An 18,777-nucleotide genomic window follows, 5' to 3' on the forward strand; every position below is an offset into this window, starting at 1 on the left:
CGCCGTAGTTGTCCTCGGGGCCGGGGACGACCGGGCCGACGGTGCCCCAGGTGCCGTCCTCGCCGCGCGCGACGAGCGTCAGCGAGCCGGGGTCGACCTCGTGGTACGCGTCCTGGCCGAGGTCGAGGAACCACGAGAACCCGTAGGCCTCCCGCCAGAACGCGACGCCGTCGTCGGTGTAGCCGTAGCGGCCGCAGTCGGCGCGCGGGCCGTCGGGCGAGGGCGCCGCGTCGCGCACGTCGACGACGTAGGCGTCGGGCCGGCCGGGCGCGGCGAGGACCTCGCAGCTCGCGACGTACGCGGGGGCGGCGCCCTCGGCCTCCAGGTCCCGACGGACGGTGGCGAGGATGTTTCCCGTGGGGTCGTCCGGGTCGGACCCGAGGACGAAGCCGACGAGGACGTCTTCGCCCGCCACGCCGACCGCCGCCGTTTCGACGTAGAGGTCGCTGCGCTGGGCTCCCGGCGCGAGGCCGAGCCGGGCGGTGGTGCCGCTGCAGGACGCCGCCCGGTAGAGGAGAACGTCCCCGCCCGGGAACGGCGTCTCGTTTATCGACCAGACGCAGTCCGTCATCTCGGTCAGCGCAGAGCGGTCGTAGCCCACGTTGGTGTCGACGATCAGCGCCTCGGCCTCGCTGGGGCACAGCCCCGAGGCGGGCAGGGCCGCTTCCCCGTCCGCGCACGTGGCGGTGGGGGGCGTGGACACTGCGGGCTGGGACTCCGGCGACGCGCACCCCGCGGCCGCGAGGAGGACGGCTGCGAACGCGCGGGTCGTAGTAGGGGGCGGGAGGAGGCGTGACATGGAGGAGGGGGTGGGGACGAGGGGAGAGACGGACGAACCCGCGCCCGGCTGCCACGCCCGCCCGATTTCTTCTGGCCTCGCGCCCACCCTCGGGCCCGAGCGCCTCGAGACAGCTAGATTTTCTCAGGACTTCCCCGCCCTGGTCCCGATGCCCAGCTCCTCGACCGACACGACGGCTCTGCTCGCGGTCGCCCGCTCGGGCGACGACGGTGCGCGGAACGCGCTGTTCGGTCACGTCTACGCCGAGCTGAAGCGGCTGGCCTACGTCCGCCTCGGGGCGTCGGCGGACGCGACGGTCTCGGCGACGGGCCTCGTCCACGAGGCCTACCTCAAGATGGTCGGGGCGGAGGGCGAGTGGGAGGACCGGCGGCACTTTATGCGGGTGGCGGCCGGCGCCATGCGCCACGTCCTCATCGACCGGGCGCGCGCGCGGCGCGCGCTCAAGCGGGGCGGCGACGCCCGCGACGCGACGCTCGACGCGAACGCCGCGGTGGACGATGCCTCGGCCGATCAGGTCCTCGAGATCCACGAGGCCCTCGAGCGGCTCACGGAGCGCGACGCGGAGCTCGGCCAGCTCGTCGAGCTCCGGTTCTTCGGCGGCCTCGAGGTCGACGAGGTCGCCGACGTCCTGGGGGTCTCGCCGCGGACGGCGGCTCGGCGGTGGGCCCAGGCCAAGGCTCAACTCCGAGCCGAACTCGTCTGACGCCGTGGAACCGGGAACCTGGGCCGCGGTCAACGCGGCGCTCGGCGAGGCGCTCGGGCTCGACGACGGCGCCCGCGACGCCTACCTCGACGCGCTCGCCCCCGACGTGCGCGAGGCCCTCGTGCCGCTCCTCGCCGCCGCGCTCCGAGAGGATTCGGTCCTCGATCGCCCGGGGGTCGTCCTCGCCCCGCTGGCCGGCGGCGAGCCCGAGGCGGCGGTCGTCGAGGGGACGCGCGTGGGGCCGTGGCGGATCGACGCGCTGGTCGGCGAGGGGGGCATGGGGCGGGTGTACCGCGCCCGCCGCGCCGACGGCGCCTTCGACCAGACCGTCGCCCTCAAGGTCGTCCGCCAGTCGCTGGCGCTCGCCGGGGCCGACGTGGCCGCCCGGCTCCGGCACGAGCGGGCCCTCCTCGCCACGCTCGACCACCCCGGCATCGCCCGCCTCGTCGACGGCGGCGAGACGGCCGACGGCGTGCCGTACCTCGTCACCGAGTTCGTCGACGGCGCGCCGATCACGACGTGGGCCCACGCGCGCCGGCTGGGCGTGCGCGACCGCGTCCGCCTCGTCGCCGAGGTGGCCCGGGCCGTGGACCACGCCCACCGCCGGCTCGTCGTCCACCGCGACCTCAAGCCGTCGAACGTCCTCGTCGCCGAGACGGACCGGGGGCCGCGCCCGGTCGTCCTCGACTTCGGCATCGCGAAGCTCCTCGACGACGCCGAGGCCCCCGCGAGCGGGGCGTTCCCGCTGACGCGGACCGGCGTGCGGCTCTTGACGCCGGCGTACGCGGCGCCGGAGCTCTACGAGCCGGCGGCGACCGTCACCACGGCGGCCGACGTGTACGGGCTCGGGGCGCTCCTCTACGAGCTCCTCACGGGCCGGCGCCCCCACGACGACGCCCGCACCCCGGGCCCGCCGACCACCGAGCCGACGCGGCCCTCGCGGATCGTGACGGAGGCGATCGCGGATGGCACCGCGGCCTCGGCCACCAGCCGGGCGCTCCGGGGCGACCTCGCCGTCATCGGCCGCAAGGCGCACCACCCGGCCCCGGCCCGGCGCTACGCCTCGGCGGGCGCGCTCGCCGACGACCTCGCACGCCACCTCGACGGCCGCCCCGTCGAGGCCCGGCCCGACTCGGTCGCCTACCTGGTGGGCCGCTTCGCGCGGCGGAACCGGGGCGTCGTCGCCGCCTCGCTGGCCGTGCTGACGGCGCTCGTGGTCGGCGTCGTCGTGCTGACGAGCGCGCTCCGGTCCGAGCGGGCCGCCCGGTCCGAGGCCGACGAGGCCGCCGCCCGGGCCACCGAGGCGGCCACCCTCCTCGGCGACCTCTTCCGCGGTGCCGACCGTGGCCTCACGGACGGTCGGGACCTGACGGCCCGCGAAGCGCTGGACGCAGGGCTGGCCCGCGTCCACGCGGTCGAGAACGGCGAGGATCTGTCCACCTACACCATGATCGCCTTCGGTGGCGCGGCCCCCCTGCATGCGGCGCGGCTGTGCGAAAAGCTCGGGATCGCGCGCTTCCTCGTGCCGGTGGGGGCGGGCGTGGGCTCGGCCATCGGCTTCCTGCGCGCTCCGTTCAGCTTCGAGGCGAACCGGTCCGTATTCACCAAGATGTCCGCCTTCGACCCGGCCCGCGTCGCGGCACTGTTCGCGGACATGGAAGAGGAGGCGCGACGGTTCGTGCGCTCCTGCGATGCGGGGGCCGAGATTCTCACCGAGTACAAGGTCTACATGCGCTACGCGGGCCAGGGCTGGGAAATCCCGGTGCCCCTGACCCCCGAGGAAGCCGCGGCGCCCGACGCCGCCACTTTCCTGAAGCGCTTCGAAGAGGATTATACCCGTCTCTTCGGCCGCTCCGTTGACGGGATGGAGGCCGAGATCACCGTCTGGTCGGTGAACGCCTACACGCCGCTTCCCCCGGTTGCGCCCTTGGGATCCGCTGGCGCAGCCAGCGCCCCCGCCCCGCAGGGCCGGCGCGACCTCTTCGATCCGGCGCTCGGCCAGCGAACCAGCGCCGCGATCCATCCACGCGCCGATCTGCCCGCCGGGGCCAGCATCGACGGGCCTGCCGTCATCACCGAGGACGAAACCACCATCGTCCTGCCCACGAGCCGCCGCGCCACCGCCCAGCCCGATGGGTGTATCGACATCCGCACGAAGGAGCCCCGCCATGACTGAGCTGAGCAAGGTCGCCTATCAGGTCATGTGGACGCGGCTGATTTCCGTCGTCGAGGAGCAGGCGCAGGCGCTGGTGCGCACCGCCTTTTCCACTTCCGTCCGTGAGGCAGGGGACCTGTCCGCCGGGGTCTATAACGACAAGGGTGAGATGCTGGCCCAGGCCGTCACCGGCACGCCCGGCCACGTCAATGCCATGGCCGACGCCGTGGGCCATTTCATCCGTCGCATCGGGCGGGACACCATGGCCGAGGGCGATGTCTACATCACCAACGATCCCTGGGAGGGCACCGGTCACCTGCATGACATCACCGTGGTGACGCCCTCCTTCCACAAGGGGCGGCTTATCGGCTTCTTCGCCTGCACCGCGCATGTGACGGATGTCGGCGGTCGCGGCTTCGGGGCGGATGCGAATTCCGTCTACGAGGAAGGGCTCTACATCCCGATCATGCGCTTTGCCACGCGGGGCGAGGTCGACCGGACCCTGCTGGCCATCATTCGCGGCAACGTGCGGGAACCCGATCAACTGGTGGGCGATGTCTATGCGCTGGCCACCTGCAACGAGATCGGGCATCGGCGCCTGGCCGACATGATGACCGAATTTGCCCTCTCCGATCTCTCGGGCATCTCCGAGTTCATCCTGACCAATTCTCGTCAGGCCACGTTTGAGCGGATCAATGCGCTGACGCCGGGAAGGGCCGAGGGCCACATGCGGATCGACGGCTATGCGAAGCCCATCGACCTCTGCGTGAGCCTCTCGATCGAGAAGGACCGCATCCTGTGCGACTGGTCAGGCACCAGCGGGGTGGACAGAAAGGGCATCAACGTGCCGCTGGTCTACACCAAGGCCTATGCCTGCTACGCGCTGAAATGCGCCATCGCGCCCGAGATCCCGAACAACGCGGCAAGCCTTGCGCCCTTCGAGATCACCGCGCCCGAAGGCAGCATCGTGAACGCCCAGCATCCCGCCCCGGTGGCGCTGCGCCACGTGATCGGCCACATGGTGCCCGACACGGTCTACGCCGCGCTCGACAAGCTCTTGCCCGACACGGTGCCCGCCGAGGGCGCAGGCTGCCTGTGCAACTTCCAGCTCAGCCTGCGCCCGCGCAGCGACGCGCCCGCGCCTGCCAGGGCGCGCCGGTCCGAGGTGCTGATCTTCAATTCCGGCGGCTCCGGCGCGCGGCCCGGCCTTGATGGCATGAACGCCACCGCCTTCCCCTCGGGCGTCATGACCATGCCCGTCGAGGCGACCGAGCAGGTGGGACCCGCCATCATCTGGCGCAAGGAACTGCGCCCGGATTCGGGCGGGGCAGGCCAGTATCGCGGCGGGCTCGGTCAATGGATGGACGTGGGCGCGCGCGAAGGGCACGAGTTCGACTTCTCCGCCATGTTCGACCGGGTCCAACATCCCGCGCGCGGCCGCCGCGGCGGCAGGGCGGGCGGTCCCACCAGCATCGGGCAGGATGACGGCACGCCCATGAAGGGCAAGGGCAGGCAATTCGTGCCTCATGGCCGCGTGGTGCAGATGGGCTTTCCCGGCGGGGCTGGCTACGGCGACCCCTCCAGGCGTCAGCGCGCCGACATCCTGCGGGACCTTGCCCATGGCTTCATTTCGCCCGAGGCTGCGGCGCAGGACTACAATCTCGACCCGGACACCATCGCCGACACGCTGGCCCGGGCCAAACGCGGAGACACCTTCTGATGCCGCCCAAGGGCTTTACCTCCACCCCCGCGCGCGACAGCTATGACGTGGTCATCATCGGCGGTGCGATCATGGGGTCCTCGCTGGCCTGGTGGCTGACCGAAATGGCCGGTTTCAACGGCTCCGTGCTGGTCGTGGAACGCGACCCGAGCTACCTGAAATGTGCGTCGGTGCTCTCCAACTCGTCGATCCGGCAGCAGTTCTCGACCGAGCTCAACATCCGCATTTCCCAGTTCACCGCCGATTTCTGCCGCAACCTGCGCGCCAATATGGGCGGCGATGAACGGGTGCCGAACCTGCATGTCCACAATTTCGGGTATCTCTACCTCGCCGATACCGAGGCCTTTGCCGATGTCCTGCGCGCCAACCAGGCCCTGCAGCTGTCCGCCGGGGCCGAAACCCGCCTGTTGACGGCCGATCAGATCGCCGCTGAATACCCGTTCTACAATGTCGACGACATCGTGCTGGGCAGCATCAACACCAAGGATGAAGGCTATTGGGACGGGGGCACGCTGTTCGAGTGGTTCCGCCGGTCCGCCCAGTCGCGCGGCATCGAATACGTGGCGGGTGAAGTCACCGCGCTGACCCGCAGCGGCGGCCGCATCGAAAGCGTGACCCTGGCCGACGGGCGCAGGGTTGCCTGTGGCCATGTGGTCAACGCGGCCGGCACAAAGGGCGCGCGCGTGGCCTCAATGGCGGGCCTGCCGCTGCCCATCGAGCCGCGCAAGCGCTACACCTGGGTCTTCACCGCTGAAACCCCGCTTGGGCGAGACCTGCCCCTGACCATTGACCCCTCGGGCGTGCACATGCGCACCGACGGGCCGCAGACCTACCTGTGCGGCTGCAAGGGCGACCCCGACCCCGAGGCCGACCCGGACGATTTCGCGATGGATCACGGCCTGTGGGAAAACCATGTCTGGCCGATCCTGGCCACCCGTGTGCCCCAGTTCGAGGCGATCCGGGTCGTGACCGAATGGGCCGGGCAATATGATTACAACATTCTCGATCAGAACGCCGTTCTGGGGCCCCACCCCGAGGTGGACAACTTCCTCTTCATGAACGGCTTTTCCGGCCATGGCCTGCAACAGTCGCCCGCGATGGGCCGGGGCCTGGCCGAATGGATCACCCATGGCGAATACCGCAGCCTCGACCTTTCCCCCTTCGGCTACGACCGCGTAGCGCGGGGCGAGGCGATGGTCGAAGGCGCCGTCATCTGAGCAGCAAGGAGACACCGATGAAGAAACTCGTCCTGACCGGGGCTGCCGGGCGGCTCGGAACCATCCTGCGGGGGCCGCTATCGAAGATGTGCGACGCGCTGGTCAGTTCCGACATCGTCGATGGCATTGCGGAGCTTCTGCCGAACGAGACCTATCTGCGCGCCGACCTGTCGGACCGGGCCGCGATGATGGACCTTCTGAAAGGGGCCGACATGGTGGTGCATTTCGGCGCAATCGGCGACGAGGCCTCCTTCGACGACATCCTGAGGTCCAACATCGTGGGGGCCTACAACGTCTGGGAAGCCGCCCATCAGAACGGCCTGTCCCGGGTGGTCTATGCCTCGTCGATTCACGCGGTGGGGATGCATCCCAAGACCGAGTCCATCGGCGTTGATGCCCCGCACCGGCCCGACACCTATTACGGGCTGGCCAAGTGCTTCGCCGAGGACCTGGGCCGGATGTTCTGGGACAAGCGGGGGCTGGAGGCCGTGTGCCTGCGCATCCTGTCCTGCGCCCCGGTGGGCAACGCCCGCGCGCTGGGCAGCTGGCTGTCGGACGGGGACCTCGTGCACCTGGTGGAACGCGCCATCGACACGCCGGTCACGGGCTTTTCGGTGATCTACGGCGTCTCTGCCAATGACCGCTGCCCGGTCGACAACAGCGGCGCGGCCTTCCTGGGCTACCGGCCCCGGGACAATGCCGAACAGTTCGCCGACAGGATCCTCGCCGAGTCTGGCCCTCACGATCCGACCGATCCGGGCCAGATGTGCCATGGCGGACCCTTTGCCTCGATCGAGCTGGGGCAGGGGGCCAAGTCGCTGCTGAACATCCCCGACGAGGACTGACCGCCCCGGCCCCTCGCTCGAAACGCAAGGAACGCCACCCGTCGGGTGGCGTTCCTCATTTCCGGACCGTGATCGCGATGGATGGGGGTCGCCCCCTCTTTCCTAGCGCAGCCGCTGGCCGTTCCCGGCGTCGAAGAACAGCGCTGCGCCTTCGGCCACGCTCAGCCCCACCCTGGCGCCCGGGGCCGGGGCGCTCTGATCATGCGCTTCGACGGTGATCCGGGTGTCATCCCCTGCCACGAGGTAGTGATAGGCCACGCCGCCCAGTTGCTCGGACAGGTCCACCTTGTGGCTCTCCCCCTCTGCCAGCCGCAGCGACTGCGGGCGCACCCCAACCGTGACCGCCCCGTCGCCGACCGAGGCAGGCGCGTCCAGGACCAGCCCGCCGAGACCCGGCACCGTCACCTTGCCCCCCGCGGCGGAGCCGGAGAAGAAATTCATCGCGGGGCTTCCGATGAAGCCGGCCACGAACTGGTTGTCGGGGTTGTTGTAGAGATCGAGCGGCCTGCCCACCTGCTCGATCCTGCCGCCGCGCAGAACCACGATCTTGTCGGCCAGCGTCATCGCCTCGACCTGGTCATGGGTGACATAGATCATCGTCGCGCCAATCTCGTTATGCAGCCGCGCGATCTCGACCCGCATCTCGACACGAAGTTCCGCATCGAGGTTGGACAGCGGCTCGTCGAACAGGAACACCTCGGGACCGCGCACGATGGCGCGCCCGATGGCGACGCGCTGGCGCTGGCCGCCCGACAGGGCCTTGGGCTTGCGCTTGAGGTATTCGCCCAGCTTCAGAACCCGCGCGGCCTCGTCCACCTTGGCCTTGATCTCGGCCTTCGGGTGGCCGTTCATCTTCAGCCCGAAGCCCATGTTCTCTTCGACCGTCATGTGGGGATAGAGCGCATAGGTCTGGAACACCATCGCCACGCCGCGCTCTGCCGGGTCGGTCTGGGTCACGTCCCGCGCGCCGATCTGGATCCGACCGTCGGTGGTTTCCTCCAGCCCCGCGATCATTCGCAGCAACGTGGACTTGCCACAGCCCGAAGGCCCGACGAAGACGCAGAACTCCCCGTCGTCGATCTGCAGGTCGACCCCGTGGATCACCTGCGTTTCGCCGTATTTCTTGATCACCTTGTTCAGCGTGACGCCGGACATGTCGGAACTCCTCCCTCAGGGACTATTCGTCAATTGACGGTGGGGAATTGCCAGGCCGTGGCCTCTTCCCCGACTTTTCGGACGGTTTGCAGCAGGTCGGGTTCGAAGGCCCGGATGCTGTCGAGTGAATGGCGGGTGGTCGAGGTCGCGATGGAAATCGCCCCGATCACCCGGCCGCCATTGGTCATGATCGGTGCCGCGATCGAGATGATGCCGGTCTCGTGCTCTTCCCGGTCGAAGGCGACGCCTTCCGCGCGGATCTGCTCCAGCTCCTTCATAAGCGTCTCGGGGCAGGTATGGGTCGCGGGCGTGTTCTTCATGAAGAGTTGCTGGCGCATGGCGCGCTCCAGCCGTTCGGGTGTCATGAAGGCCAGGATCGCCTTGCCCACCCCGGTGCAGTAGCCAGGCGCCACCAGCCCGGTCTGGGCCAGCGTCTCGAACCGGTCGCTCATACGCTGCTTGTCGACGAACAGGACCTGGCCCGATTCCATCTGTGCCAGGTGGATGGTTTCCCCCACCTTGGCCGCCAGGACGTCGATATAGGGCCGCGCCACCGTGGCCAGCGTCGCCTGTTTCCAGGCGGCATGCGCCAGCTTCACCAGCCGCAGCCCCAGCGTGTAACTGCCCGTGTCGGGGTCATGCGACAGCATCCCCTGATTCGTGAGCGTCTGCAGCAGCCGGTAGAGCGTCGCCTTCGGATGGGGGCTGCTTTCCAGCAGTTCCGAAAACTTTACCGGATGGCCTGCCTGCGCGACAGAATCCAGCACATCCAATGCCTTCCCGACCGTGCCGTCGCCTGCCTTGCTCATGGAAATCCTCCCGATGTCTCCGCCTCCCATGCGGAAACTGTTGACACATTATCCGGCGTCCTGCATGTTTTCAACTATAGAAACTAAGTTTCAAATAATGGAACCAAAGGGAGGACACTATGCGTTCCATCATGAAGACTCCGCTGGCAGTGCTGGCGGCAACCACCATGCTTTCCGGTGCAGCACTTGCCGATGGCCACGGCCTCAGCGGTGACCTGCGAATCTTCTCGGACATGTCGAACCCTGCGCCCCGCGCGATCATGGAAGGGCTGGTCGAGCAGTTCGGTGAAATGCACCCGAACCTCAACATCGAGCTTACCGTCGTCGACCGCGAAGCGTGGAAGACCCAGATCCGCAACGTGCTGTCGGCCAACCCGCCGGACGTCGTGAACTGGTATGCGGCCAACCGCATGGGCCCCTACGTGGATGCCGGGCTCTTCATGGATATCACCGACTGGTGGGATGCGGGCGACTATGCCGGCCTCGAATCCGTGCGCGGCGCCCTGACCATCGACGACCGCCAGTATGGCGTGCCCTACACCTACTACCAGTGGGGCGTGTATTACCGCGAAGACATCTTCAACGAACTGGGGCTGAGCGAACCTGCCACCTGGGAAGAGGAAGTCTCCAACTGCCAGGCCATCGTCGATTCGGGCCGTGCCTGCTATACCATCGGCACCCGCTACCTGTGGACCGCCGGCGGCTGGTTCGACTACCTCAACATGCGCACCAACGGCTTCGACTTCCACATGGAGCTTGCCCGCGGCGAGGTTCCCTGGACCGACGAGCGCGTGCGCGCCACCTTCGCCAACTGGCGTCAGCTGATCGACATGGGGGCCTTCATCGAAGACCACCAGACCTACAGCTGGCAGGAAGCGCTGCCCTTCATGGTCAACGGCGAAGCCGCGGCCTACCTGATGGGCAACTTCGTGGTGCCGCATCTGCGTGAAGCGGGCCTGTCGGATGACCAGATCGACTTCTACCAGTTCCCGATCATCACCGAGGGCCTGCCGCAGGGCGAAGACGCGCCGACCGACACGTTCCACGTCGCTTCGGGCGCCCAGAACGTCGACGCTGCCCGCGCCTTCCTGGCCTTCGTGACCTCGCCTGACGTGCAGACCGCGATCAACGGGCCCGATGGGCTTGGCCAGCTGCCGGTGAACGCAAACGCCGCCGTGGCGGATGACGAGTTCATCCTGCAAGGCTTCGACATGCTGTCGAACAACGCGCAGGGCGGTATCGCCCAGTTCTTCGACCGTGACTGGCCGGCGGAAATGGCGTCGATCGGCATGGAAGGCCTGCAGGAATTCATGGTCTTCCCCGACAACCTCGACGACATTCTCGAACGTCTCGAAGCAGCCCGTCAGCGCATTTACCAGTGACCCGACGGTGATTAGTAGCGCCCCACTCTTTCCGGGTGGGGCGCATCCCGCTTAACATTCCCTTTCATCGCATCCGCAAGCCGCCCCGCCGGGGTGGGCGGTTTCCGAATGCGCGCCCGGGCGGAGGACAGGACATGAGCACGGCCAGCCACCAGACATGGATGCAGCGGAACAAGATGACGGTCACGCCGCTTCTGTTCCTGTTGCCCGGCGTGCTGTTCTTCGTGGTCTACGTGATCAGCCCCATCTTCCAGAGCTTCAACATCTCGCTCTACCGTTGGGACGGGCTGGGCGAGGCGCGCTATATCGGACTCGACAATTACCGCGAACTGGTTGGCGACCGCGCCTTCGAGACCTCGCTTTGGAACAACCTCAAGTGGCTGGTGCTCTACCTGCTGGCCATTCCGTTGGGGTTGGCCATCGCGCTTTTTCTCAATCAGACGGTCATGGGTATCCGGCTTTACAAGTCGCTCTTCTTCTTCCCCTTCGTGCTGAGCCAGGTGGTCGTGGGCCTCGTCTTCTCGTGGTTCTACCTCCCGCGCGAGGGGCTTCTGAACGCGGTCCTGGGTGTGGTCGGCCTTGGCCCCGTCAACGTGCTGGGCGATCCGGGTCTTGCCACCTATGGCATCATTGCCGCCGGGCTCTGGCCGCAGACGGCCTATTGCATGATCCTCTATCTCACGGGCCTTAACGCCGTGGACCCCGAACAGATCGAGGCCGGGCGGCTTGATGGGGCGAAAGGCTGGCGGATGCTCTGGCACGTGGTGTTGCCGCAGCTCAAGCCCGCGACCTTCATCGCCTTCGTGGTGACGATCATCGGCGCGCTGCGCAGCTTCGACCTGATTTCCATCATGACCAGCGGCGGCCCCTTCGGCTCGACCCGCGTGCTGAGTTACCTGATGTTCGAAAAGGCGCTGTCCGAATACGGGTTCCGCATGGGCTATGGCTCTGCCATCGCGGTGGTGCTGTTCCTGATCATGCTGGTCTTCATCGGCTACTTCCTGTGGCAGATGTGGCGCGACGAGCGCGAAGCGCGGCGCTGAGGGAGGTTTAGAAACATGTTTCCCACCCCGATCCAGAAACGCGGCCGCGCGGCGCAGATCACCTACCAGACCATCCTGCCGCTGGCGCTTTTGATGTGGCTCCTGCCGCTGCTGGCCGTGATGCTCTTTTCCGTGCGTCCACTGTCCGATTTCACCAACGGCAATTACTGGGGCATGCCCTCGTCCTTCGAGCTCTTCACGAACTACGGCCGCGTGTTCTTCGAAAGCGACATGCCGCGCTATCTGCTGAACTCGCTGATGATCACCGTGCCCACCGTGATCGGTGCCGTGGCGCTGTCCTGCATGACGGGCTTTGCACTGGGCATCTACCGCTTCCGGGGCAACCTGCTGATCTTCTTCATGTTCATCGCGGGCAACTTCGTGCCCTTCCAGATCCTGATGGTGCCGGTGCGCGACCTGACCGTGGGCATGGGGCTTTACGATACCAAGGTGGGGCTCGTTCTCTTCCATATCGCCTTCCAAACCGGGTTCTGCACGCTCTTCATGCGCAACTTCATCCGGGCGCTGCCCTATGAGCTGATCGAGGCCGCCCGCGTCGAGGGCGTCGCCGAATGGCGCATCTTCTGGTTCGTCGTCCTGCCGCTGATGCGCCCCGCCATCGCCGCGCTCTCTGTGCTGATCTTCACCTTCATCTGGAACGACTACTTCTGGGCCATCGTGCTGACCCAAGGCCCCGACGCGCAGCCGGTCACGGCGGGCATCACGTCGTTCAACTCGCAATACGTGGCGCAGTATCACCTCATGAGCGCGGGCAGCATCGTCGCCGCCATCCCGCCTGTGGCCATGTTCTTCGCCATGCAACGTCACTTCATCGCAGGTCTGACACTAGGGGCCGTCAAATGACCAAACTCACCTTCATCGGGGCCGGGTCCACCATCTTCATGCGCAACATCGTGGGCGACATGCTCCACTTCGAGGCGCTTCGGGATGCCGAGATCGCGCTGATGGACATCGACCCGCAGCGCCTGGCCGAATCCGAACAGGTTGCCCGCCGCATGATCGCGACCATGGGCACCGGCGCGCGCGTGACCACCCATACCGACCAGCGCCGCGCGCTGGAGGGGGCCGGTTTCGTTATGACCGCCTTCCAGATCGGCGGCTACGACCCCTGCACCATCACCGATTTCGAGATCCCCAAGGCCTACGGCCTGCGCCAGACCATCGCTGACACGCTTGGGGTGGGAGGCATCATGCGCGGCCTGCGCACCGTGCCGCACCTGTGGAAGGTGGCCGAGGATATGGCCGCCGTCTGCCCCGACGCGCTGCTGATGCAATACGTAAACCCGATGGCGATCAACACCTGGGCGCTGGCGGAACGCTTCCCCCATATCCGCCAGGTGGGCCTGTGCCATTCGGTGCAGAACACCGTGCAGGAACTGGCCCACGATCTCGACATGGCGGAATCGGATATCCGCTACAAGGTCGCGGGCGTGAACCACGTGGCCTTCTTCCTGCGCCTCGAAGACGCCAGCGGCGCGTCCCTATACCCTCGCCTGCGCGAGGGCTACCGTGCGGGCCGCCTGCCCAAGGCGCCGCTCCTCATGCCGCGCTGCCCCAACAAGCTGCGTTACGAGGTGATGGACCACCTGGGCTATTTCTGCACCGAAAGCAGCGAACACCTGGCAGAATACGTGCCATGGTTCATCAAGGACGGCCGCGAGGATCTTATACAAGAGTTCGGCATTCCCCTCGACGAATACCCCAAGCGCTGCATCGAGCAGGTGGCCGAGTGGAAGACACAGGCCGCCGAGCTTGCCCAGCAGGCCAGCATGGACGTCCCGAAAAGCCACGAATTCGCCGCCGAGATGATGAACGCCATCGTCACTGATCGCCCCTTCACCGCCTATGGCAACCTGCCCAACCGGGGCCAGGTTCCGCAATTGCCCCTGGGCGCTGCGGTCGAAACCCCGTGCCTCGTCGATCAGAACGGCGTACAACCTTCGGTCGTCACCGACATCCCGCCGCAGCTGGTGGCGCTGATGCGCAGCCAGGTGAACGTGCAGGAACTGACGGTGCGTGCCCTGCTGGACGAGGACCCCGAACATATCTACCACGCGGCCATGATGGACCCGCACACCGCCGCCGAACTGGACCTGCGCCAGATCCGGTCGCTGGTGGGCGATCTGCTGGCCGCCCATGGCGACTGGCTGCCCGCCTGGGCGCGGGTCAGACAAGCAGCCTGAACGGACGGAAGACGAATGACCAAGGAACGACGCAACCGCGCCTGGTATGGCAAGCTCGACAAGGACGGCTTCATTCATCGCAGCTGGATGAAGAACCAGGGCTTCCCCGACCACGCTTTCGACGGGCGTCCGGTCATCGGCATCTGCAATACCTGGTCCGAGCTCACCCCCTGCAACTCGGGCCTTCGCGACCTCGCCGAAGGGGTCAAGCGCGGCGTGTGGGAGGCGGGCGGCTTCCCGGTGGAATTCCCGGTCATGAGCCTGGGCGAAACCCAGATGAAGCCCACGGCGATGCTGTTTCGCAACCTCCTGGCGATGGATGTGGAGGAATCGATCCGGGCCTATGGCATCGACGGGGTGGTCCTGCTCGGGGGCTGCGACAAGACCACGCCGGGCCAGCTCATGGGCGCGGCCTCGGTCGATCTGCCGACCATCGTCGTGTCCTCGGGCCCGATGCTCAACGGCAAGTGGAAGGGCAAGGATATCGGCTCGGGCACCGATGTTTGGAAATTCTCCGAAGCCGTGCGCGCGGGCGAGATGACCTTGCAGGATTTCATGGCCGCGGAATCGGGCATGTCGCGATCCAAGGGCGTCTGCATGACCATGGGCACCGCCTCCACCATGGCCTCGCTGGTCGAGGCGATGGGCATGTGCCTGCCCACCAACGCGGCGCTGCCCGCAGTCGATGCCCGCCGCATGGCGCTGGCCCATCTGACCGGCAAGCGCATCGTGGAAATGGTCGAAGAGGATCTCAAGCCCTCCGATATCATGACCCGCGCGGCCTTCGAGAACGCCATCCTCGCCAATGCCGCCGTCGGCGGATCAACCAACGCGGTCGTGCATCTGTTGGCCATCGCGGGACGGGTCGGGGTGGACCTCACGCTCAAGGATTTCGAGCTGGGGGCCGGTATCCCGCTTCTGGTCAACTGCATGCCCTCAGGCAAGTACCTGATGGAAGATTTCTGCTACGCGGGCGGCATGCCCGTTGTGCTGAAAGAGTTGGGGGACCGGCTACGCCCCGCGAAAACCGCGCTCGGCGGCGACATCTCGGCTTATGCCGACGGGGCCGAATGCTATAACCGCGACGTGATCCGCCCCTTCGACGATCCGCTGCGCCCGGCCTCCGGCCTTCACGTTCTGCGCGGCAGTCTCGCCCCGCAAGGCGCGATCATCAAACCCTCCGCGGCCACCGATGCCCTGCTGGAACACGAGGCCGAGGCCTACGTCTTCGAGTCGATCGAGGAGCTCAAGGCCAATATCGACCGCGACGATCTGCCGGTCACGCCCGACACGATCCTCGTGCTCAAGGGCTGCGGGCCCAAGGGCTATCCGGGCATGCCCGAGGTGGGCAACATGCCGATCCCGGCCAAGCTGGTCCGGCAGGGCGTGCGGGACATGGTCCGCATCTCCGATGCCCGCATGTCCGGCACCGCCTTCGGCACCGTGGTCCTGCACGTCGCGCCCGAGGCGCAGGCCGGCGGCGCGCTGGCCCTGGTGCGCACCGGCGACCGTATCCGCCTCTCGGTCTCCTCGGGCCGGCTCGACCTGCTCATTTCCGACGAGGAGCTCGACAGCCGCCGCGCCGCCTGGACGCCCGACCCGCCGCATTACACGCGCGGCTACGCCAAGATGTATGTCGATCACGTCCTGCAGGCCGACCAGGGCGCCGATCTGGATTTCCTCGTTGGCAAGGACACCCGCCCCGTCACCCGCGAAAGCCACTGACCGCACCCTTTCTTCTTTGTAAAAATACCCCGGGGGGTGCGGGGGGGCTGGCCCCCCGCCGGGTCGACGCCGAAGGCGGCGAAACCATGTTTGATATGCACGGGGGGTGTACGGGGGGTGTACGCCCGGTGCACGGGGGGCACCCCCCCGATTTTGAAGGAACAAGACGATGACGCATCCCACCTATCCCGATCTCGACGGCGCCTCCGTCTTCATCACCGGCGGCGGCTCCGGCATCGGTGCGGCGCTGACCGAAGGGTTCCTGAGGCAAGGCGCGAAAGTGGCCTTCGTGCAGCGCTCCGACGCGACGCCTTTCGTCGATGAAATGGAGGCAAGCACCGGAAATCGCCCGCTTTTCCTGCCCTGCGACATCACCGATATCGCTGCCCTGCAAGGCGCGATTGCCCAGGCGGTCGCAGCGCATGGGGACCTTGACGTGCTGGTGAACAATGCCGCCAACGACAAGCGCCACACGACCGAGGAGGTGACCGAGGACTTCTGGGACTGGTCCCAGTCGATCAATCTCAAGGCCTATTTCTTCGCCTGCCAGGCTGCCGCCAAGCATATGAAAGAAAACGGGAAAGGCGCGATCATCAACTTCTCGTCCATCTCCTACATGATGGGCAATTCAGGCTATCCCGCCTATACCACGGCCAATGGCGGCATCACCGCCATGACCCGCAGCCTTGCCCGCGAATTCGGCCCCGAGCGCATCCGCGTCAATGCCCTCGCGCCGGGCTGGATCCTGACCCAGAAACAAAAGGATCTCTGGGTCACGCCGGAAGGTCTCGCCGCCCATCTGGACCGGCAATGCCTGAAGGATACACTGGCCCCCGAAGACATCGTCGGCGGCACGCTTTTCCTGGCCTCCGACAGCGCGAAAATGATGACGGGCCAGGTGCTTGTCATCGACGGTGGGGTCGTGGTGACGGGATGAACAAGACGGATTGGATCGCGGTCGACTGGGGCACTTCGCACCTGCGCGCCTTTGCCATTGGCGCGGACGGTGCCGTGCTGGACAGGGCGCAGTCGGCTGACGGGATGGGCACACTTGCACAGGCGGAATTCGAACCTGCCCTTATGCGCCTCATCGAGCCGTGGCTCGGGGACGGGTCCATCCCCGTCATCGCCTGCGGCATGGTCGGCGCGAAACAGGGTTGGGTGGAAGCACCCTACTGCCCGGTTCCCTGCAAACCGGGAGAGGCCGTGCCGATCATGCCCGCCACGCGGGACGGGCGGATCAAGCTCCACATCCTGCCCGGCGTCAGCCAGGGGAGCCCCGCCGACGTGATGCGGGGGGAAGAGACGCAAACCGCGGGAGTCATTCACGAAAATCCGCAGTTCGACGGCATTCTCTGCCTGCCCGGAACGCATACCAAGTGGATCCACATCTCGGCGGAAGAGATCGTCAGTTTCCGCACTGCGATGACCGGAGAACTGTTCGCGCTGCTGTCGAAGAGCTCGGTCCTGCGCCATTCCGTCACCGGTGAGGATTTCGACCGCGACGCCTTCGATGCGGCAGTGGCCGAGACCCTGTCGCGGCCCGAGCGGCTGGCGCAGTCGCTGTTCAACATCCGTGCCGAGGGGCTTCTTCACGGTCAGTCCCCTGCCGCAGCCCGCGGGCGTCTTTCGGGCCTTCTTATCGGGGCGGAGCTTGCCGCCGCCAAACCCTATTGGCTCGGCCAGCAGGTGCTGATCGGCGGCGCGCCGGCACTGGTGGCGCTCTACGAGCGGGCTCTGCAATCGCAAGGCGTGCTCTGCCAGACCCGGGACGCCGAAACCCTGACCCTTGCGGGGCTGCGCCTTGTCCACGCAAAACTGACGGAGGCATCATGAGCCGTCCCCTGATCGCCATCCTGCGCGGCATCTCCCCGGTCGAGGCCGAACCCATCACCGCCGCCCTGATCGCCGCCGGGATCACCCGGATCGAGGTGCCGCTCAATTCCCCCGATCCGTTTGACTCCATCGCCCGCATGGCTCGTGCCTTCGGCAATGATGCCCTGATCGGCGCGGGCACAGTCCTGACGCCCGAGGACGCGGCGCGCGTGGCGGATGTGGGGGGCAAGCTGGTGGTCTCTCCGAACATGGACGTGGATGTGATCGCAGAAACCAAGCGGTTGGGCTTGCAAAGCTTTCCCGGCGTCATGACACCCACGGAATGTTTCGCCGCGCTCAGGGCCGGGGCGGACGGGCTGAAGATCTTTCCCGCCAGCCTGATCGGCCCCGATGGGGTCAAGGCGATCCGGGCGGTTCTGCCAAAGGGTACACAGGTCTATGCCGTGGGCGGGGCCGGGCCCGGCAATTTCGCGCAATGGTGGACGGCAGGGGTCGATGGCTTCGGCATTGGCACCGCGCTTTACACGCCGGGCTTGTCAGTGGACGAGATCACCCCCCGCGCCGCCGCGCTTGTTACCGCCTTTGACGAGGCCATCGCATGAGCACCGCCGTTTTCGATTGTCGCCCCTGCGAACTGGGGGAAGGCCCGTTGTGGCATCCGGGCAGGGGGCAGCTTTTCTGGTTCGACATCATGGGCAAGCGGCTAATGACGCCGGGCCAGGAATGGATCTTCAACCGCCATGTATCGGCGGCGGGTTGGGCCGGGCAGGATGGACTGCTGCTGGCGACGGAGGCGGACCTAGTGCGGCTCGATATCGAGACAGGCGCGCAAGAGCGTGTCGCTCCGCTGGAGGCCGACAACCCGGTGACTCGCTCGAACGATGGCCGCGCCGACCCTTGGGGCGGGTTCTGGATCGGCACAATGGGCAAGCGGGCCGAGCCCGGGGCCGGGTCGATCTGGCGCTATTACCGGGGCGAGTTGCGCAGGCTCTTTGACGGGATCACGATTTCCAACGCGATCTGTTTTGCACCTGATGGAAGCTATGCCCATTTCGCGGATACCGCACCGGGCAAGGTCTGGCGGCAGCGCCTGTCTGACAAGGATGGCTGGCCCGTGGGCGAGCCCGAGATTTTCCTCGATCACGGCCCCGAAGGGCCCAACCCCGATGGGGCGGTGCTGGATG

The 18,777-nt window shown here is 67.0% G+C and carries 17 protein-coding genes; 14 read left to right on the forward strand and 3 right to left on the reverse strand.

From position 1 onward, the window contains the following. Positions 1 to 703 (reverse strand): hypothetical protein (locus ACEQXV_RS18105; RefSeq protein ID WP_370270344.1); only part of this gene is annotated, 703 nt, incomplete at its 3' end. 94 nt (positions 704 to 797) lie between these two features. Here ACEQXV_RS18105 and ACEQXV_RS18110 point away from each other — a divergent pair. From ACEQXV_RS18110 to ACEQXV_RS18130, 5 genes are read left to right on the forward strand one after another with little or no spacing between them, the layout of a single operon-like run. Then, the gene (locus ACEQXV_RS18110; RefSeq protein ID WP_370270345.1) at positions 798 to 1,502 is read left to right on the forward strand and encodes an ECF-type sigma factor; all 705 of its coding nucleotides are present in this window, start codon (positions 798 to 800) and stop codon (positions 1,500 to 1,502) included. A gap of 4 nt (positions 1,503 to 1,506) precedes the next feature. Next, positions 1,507 to 3,678 carry a protein kinase gene (locus ACEQXV_RS18115; RefSeq protein ID WP_370270346.1) on the forward strand — a complete coding sequence of 724 codons (2,172 nt, stop codon included), beginning with the start codon at positions 1,507 to 1,509 and terminating at the stop codon, positions 3,676 to 3,678. Beyond that, positions 3,671 to 5,377 (forward strand): hydantoinase B/oxoprolinase family protein, encoded by a 1,707-nt coding sequence (locus ACEQXV_RS18120; RefSeq protein WP_370270347.1) that lies wholly within the window; start codon positions 3,671 to 3,673, stop codon positions 5,375 to 5,377. Before ACEQXV_RS18115 ends, ACEQXV_RS18120 begins: the two co-directional genes overlap by 8 nt. After that, a complete protein-coding gene (locus tag ACEQXV_RS18125) occupies positions 5,377 to 6,594 on the forward strand; it encodes an NAD(P)/FAD-dependent oxidoreductase (RefSeq protein WP_370270349.1) in 1,218 nt (405 codons plus the stop codon). The genes ACEQXV_RS18120 and ACEQXV_RS18125 overlap by 1 nt, the downstream gene beginning before the upstream one ends. Positions 6,595 to 6,611: 17 nt before the next feature. Next, positions 6,612 to 7,439 carry an NAD-dependent epimerase/dehydratase family protein gene (locus ACEQXV_RS18130; RefSeq protein ID WP_370252533.1) on the forward strand — a complete coding sequence of 276 codons (828 nt, stop codon included), beginning with the start codon at positions 6,612 to 6,614 and terminating at the stop codon, positions 7,437 to 7,439. A gap of 102 nt (positions 7,440 to 7,541) precedes the next feature. Here the strand turns inward: ACEQXV_RS18130 and ACEQXV_RS18135 are convergent, their stop codons facing one another. Beyond that, positions 7,542 to 8,594 (reverse strand): ABC transporter ATP-binding protein, encoded by a 1,053-nt coding sequence (locus ACEQXV_RS18135; RefSeq protein ID WP_370270350.1) that lies wholly within the window; start codon positions 8,592 to 8,594, stop codon positions 7,542 to 7,544. A 29-nt stretch (positions 8,595 to 8,623) separates the two neighbouring features. After that, positions 8,624 to 9,403 (reverse strand): IclR family transcriptional regulator, encoded by a 780-nt coding sequence (locus tag ACEQXV_RS18140; protein WP_370255070.1) that lies wholly within the window; start codon positions 9,401 to 9,403, stop codon positions 8,624 to 8,626. Positions 9,404 to 9,522: 119 nt separating this feature from the next. On the opposite strand from ACEQXV_RS18140, the gene ACEQXV_RS18145 reads away from it, so the two are divergent. The 9 genes from ACEQXV_RS18145 to ACEQXV_RS18185 form a co-directional block, all read left to right on the forward strand. Further along, a complete protein-coding gene (locus tag ACEQXV_RS18145) occupies positions 9,523 to 10,785 on the forward strand; it encodes an extracellular solute-binding protein (protein ID WP_370270351.1) in 1,263 nt (420 codons plus the stop codon). A 134-nt stretch (positions 10,786 to 10,919) separates the two neighbouring features. After that, positions 10,920 to 11,828 carry a carbohydrate ABC transporter permease gene (locus ACEQXV_RS18150; protein ID WP_370255067.1) on the forward strand — a complete coding sequence of 303 codons (909 nt, stop codon included), beginning with the start codon at positions 10,920 to 10,922 and terminating at the stop codon, positions 11,826 to 11,828. 15 nt (positions 11,829 to 11,843) lie between these two features. After that, complete coding sequence (locus ACEQXV_RS18155; protein WP_370255065.1) at positions 11,844 to 12,692, forward strand: carbohydrate ABC transporter permease; 849 nt, start codon at positions 11,844 to 11,846, stop codon at positions 12,690 to 12,692. Next, the gene (locus ACEQXV_RS18160) at positions 12,689 to 14,032 is read left to right on the forward strand and encodes an alpha-glucosidase/alpha-galactosidase (protein WP_370270353.1); all 1,344 of its coding nucleotides are present in this window, start codon (positions 12,689 to 12,691) and stop codon (positions 14,030 to 14,032) included. Before ACEQXV_RS18155 ends, ACEQXV_RS18160 begins: the two co-directional genes overlap by 4 nt. A gap of 15 nt (positions 14,033 to 14,047) precedes the next feature. Continuing rightward, positions 14,048 to 15,757, forward strand: coding sequence for an IlvD/Edd family dehydratase (locus tag ACEQXV_RS18165; protein WP_370270354.1), 1,710 nt, complete (start codon positions 14,048 to 14,050; stop codon positions 15,755 to 15,757). 169 nt (positions 15,758 to 15,926) lie between these two features. After that, the gene (locus ACEQXV_RS18170; RefSeq protein ID WP_370251644.1) at positions 15,927 to 16,694 is read left to right on the forward strand and encodes an SDR family NAD(P)-dependent oxidoreductase; all 768 of its coding nucleotides are present in this window, start codon (positions 15,927 to 15,929) and stop codon (positions 16,692 to 16,694) included. Continuing rightward, a complete protein-coding gene (locus tag ACEQXV_RS18175; RefSeq protein WP_370251645.1) occupies positions 16,691 to 17,593 on the forward strand; it encodes a 2-dehydro-3-deoxygalactonokinase in 903 nt (300 codons plus the stop codon). Before ACEQXV_RS18170 ends, ACEQXV_RS18175 begins: the two co-directional genes overlap by 4 nt. Beyond that, the gene (locus ACEQXV_RS18180; RefSeq protein ID WP_370270355.1) at positions 17,590 to 18,195 is read left to right on the forward strand and encodes a 2-dehydro-3-deoxy-6-phosphogalactonate aldolase; all 606 of its coding nucleotides are present in this window, start codon (positions 17,590 to 17,592) and stop codon (positions 18,193 to 18,195) included. The genes ACEQXV_RS18175 and ACEQXV_RS18180 overlap by 4 nt, the downstream gene beginning before the upstream one ends. Then, positions 18,192 to 18,777 (forward strand): SMP-30/gluconolactonase/LRE family protein (locus tag ACEQXV_RS18185; RefSeq protein WP_370270357.1); only part of this gene is annotated, 586 nt, incomplete at its 3' end. The genes ACEQXV_RS18180 and ACEQXV_RS18185, both read left to right, overlap by 4 nt.

Source organism: Nioella sp. (genome assembly GCF_964229645.1).
In the GTDB taxonomy this organism is placed as follows: Bacteria; Pseudomonadota; Alphaproteobacteria; order Rhodobacterales; family Rhodobacteraceae; genus Nioella.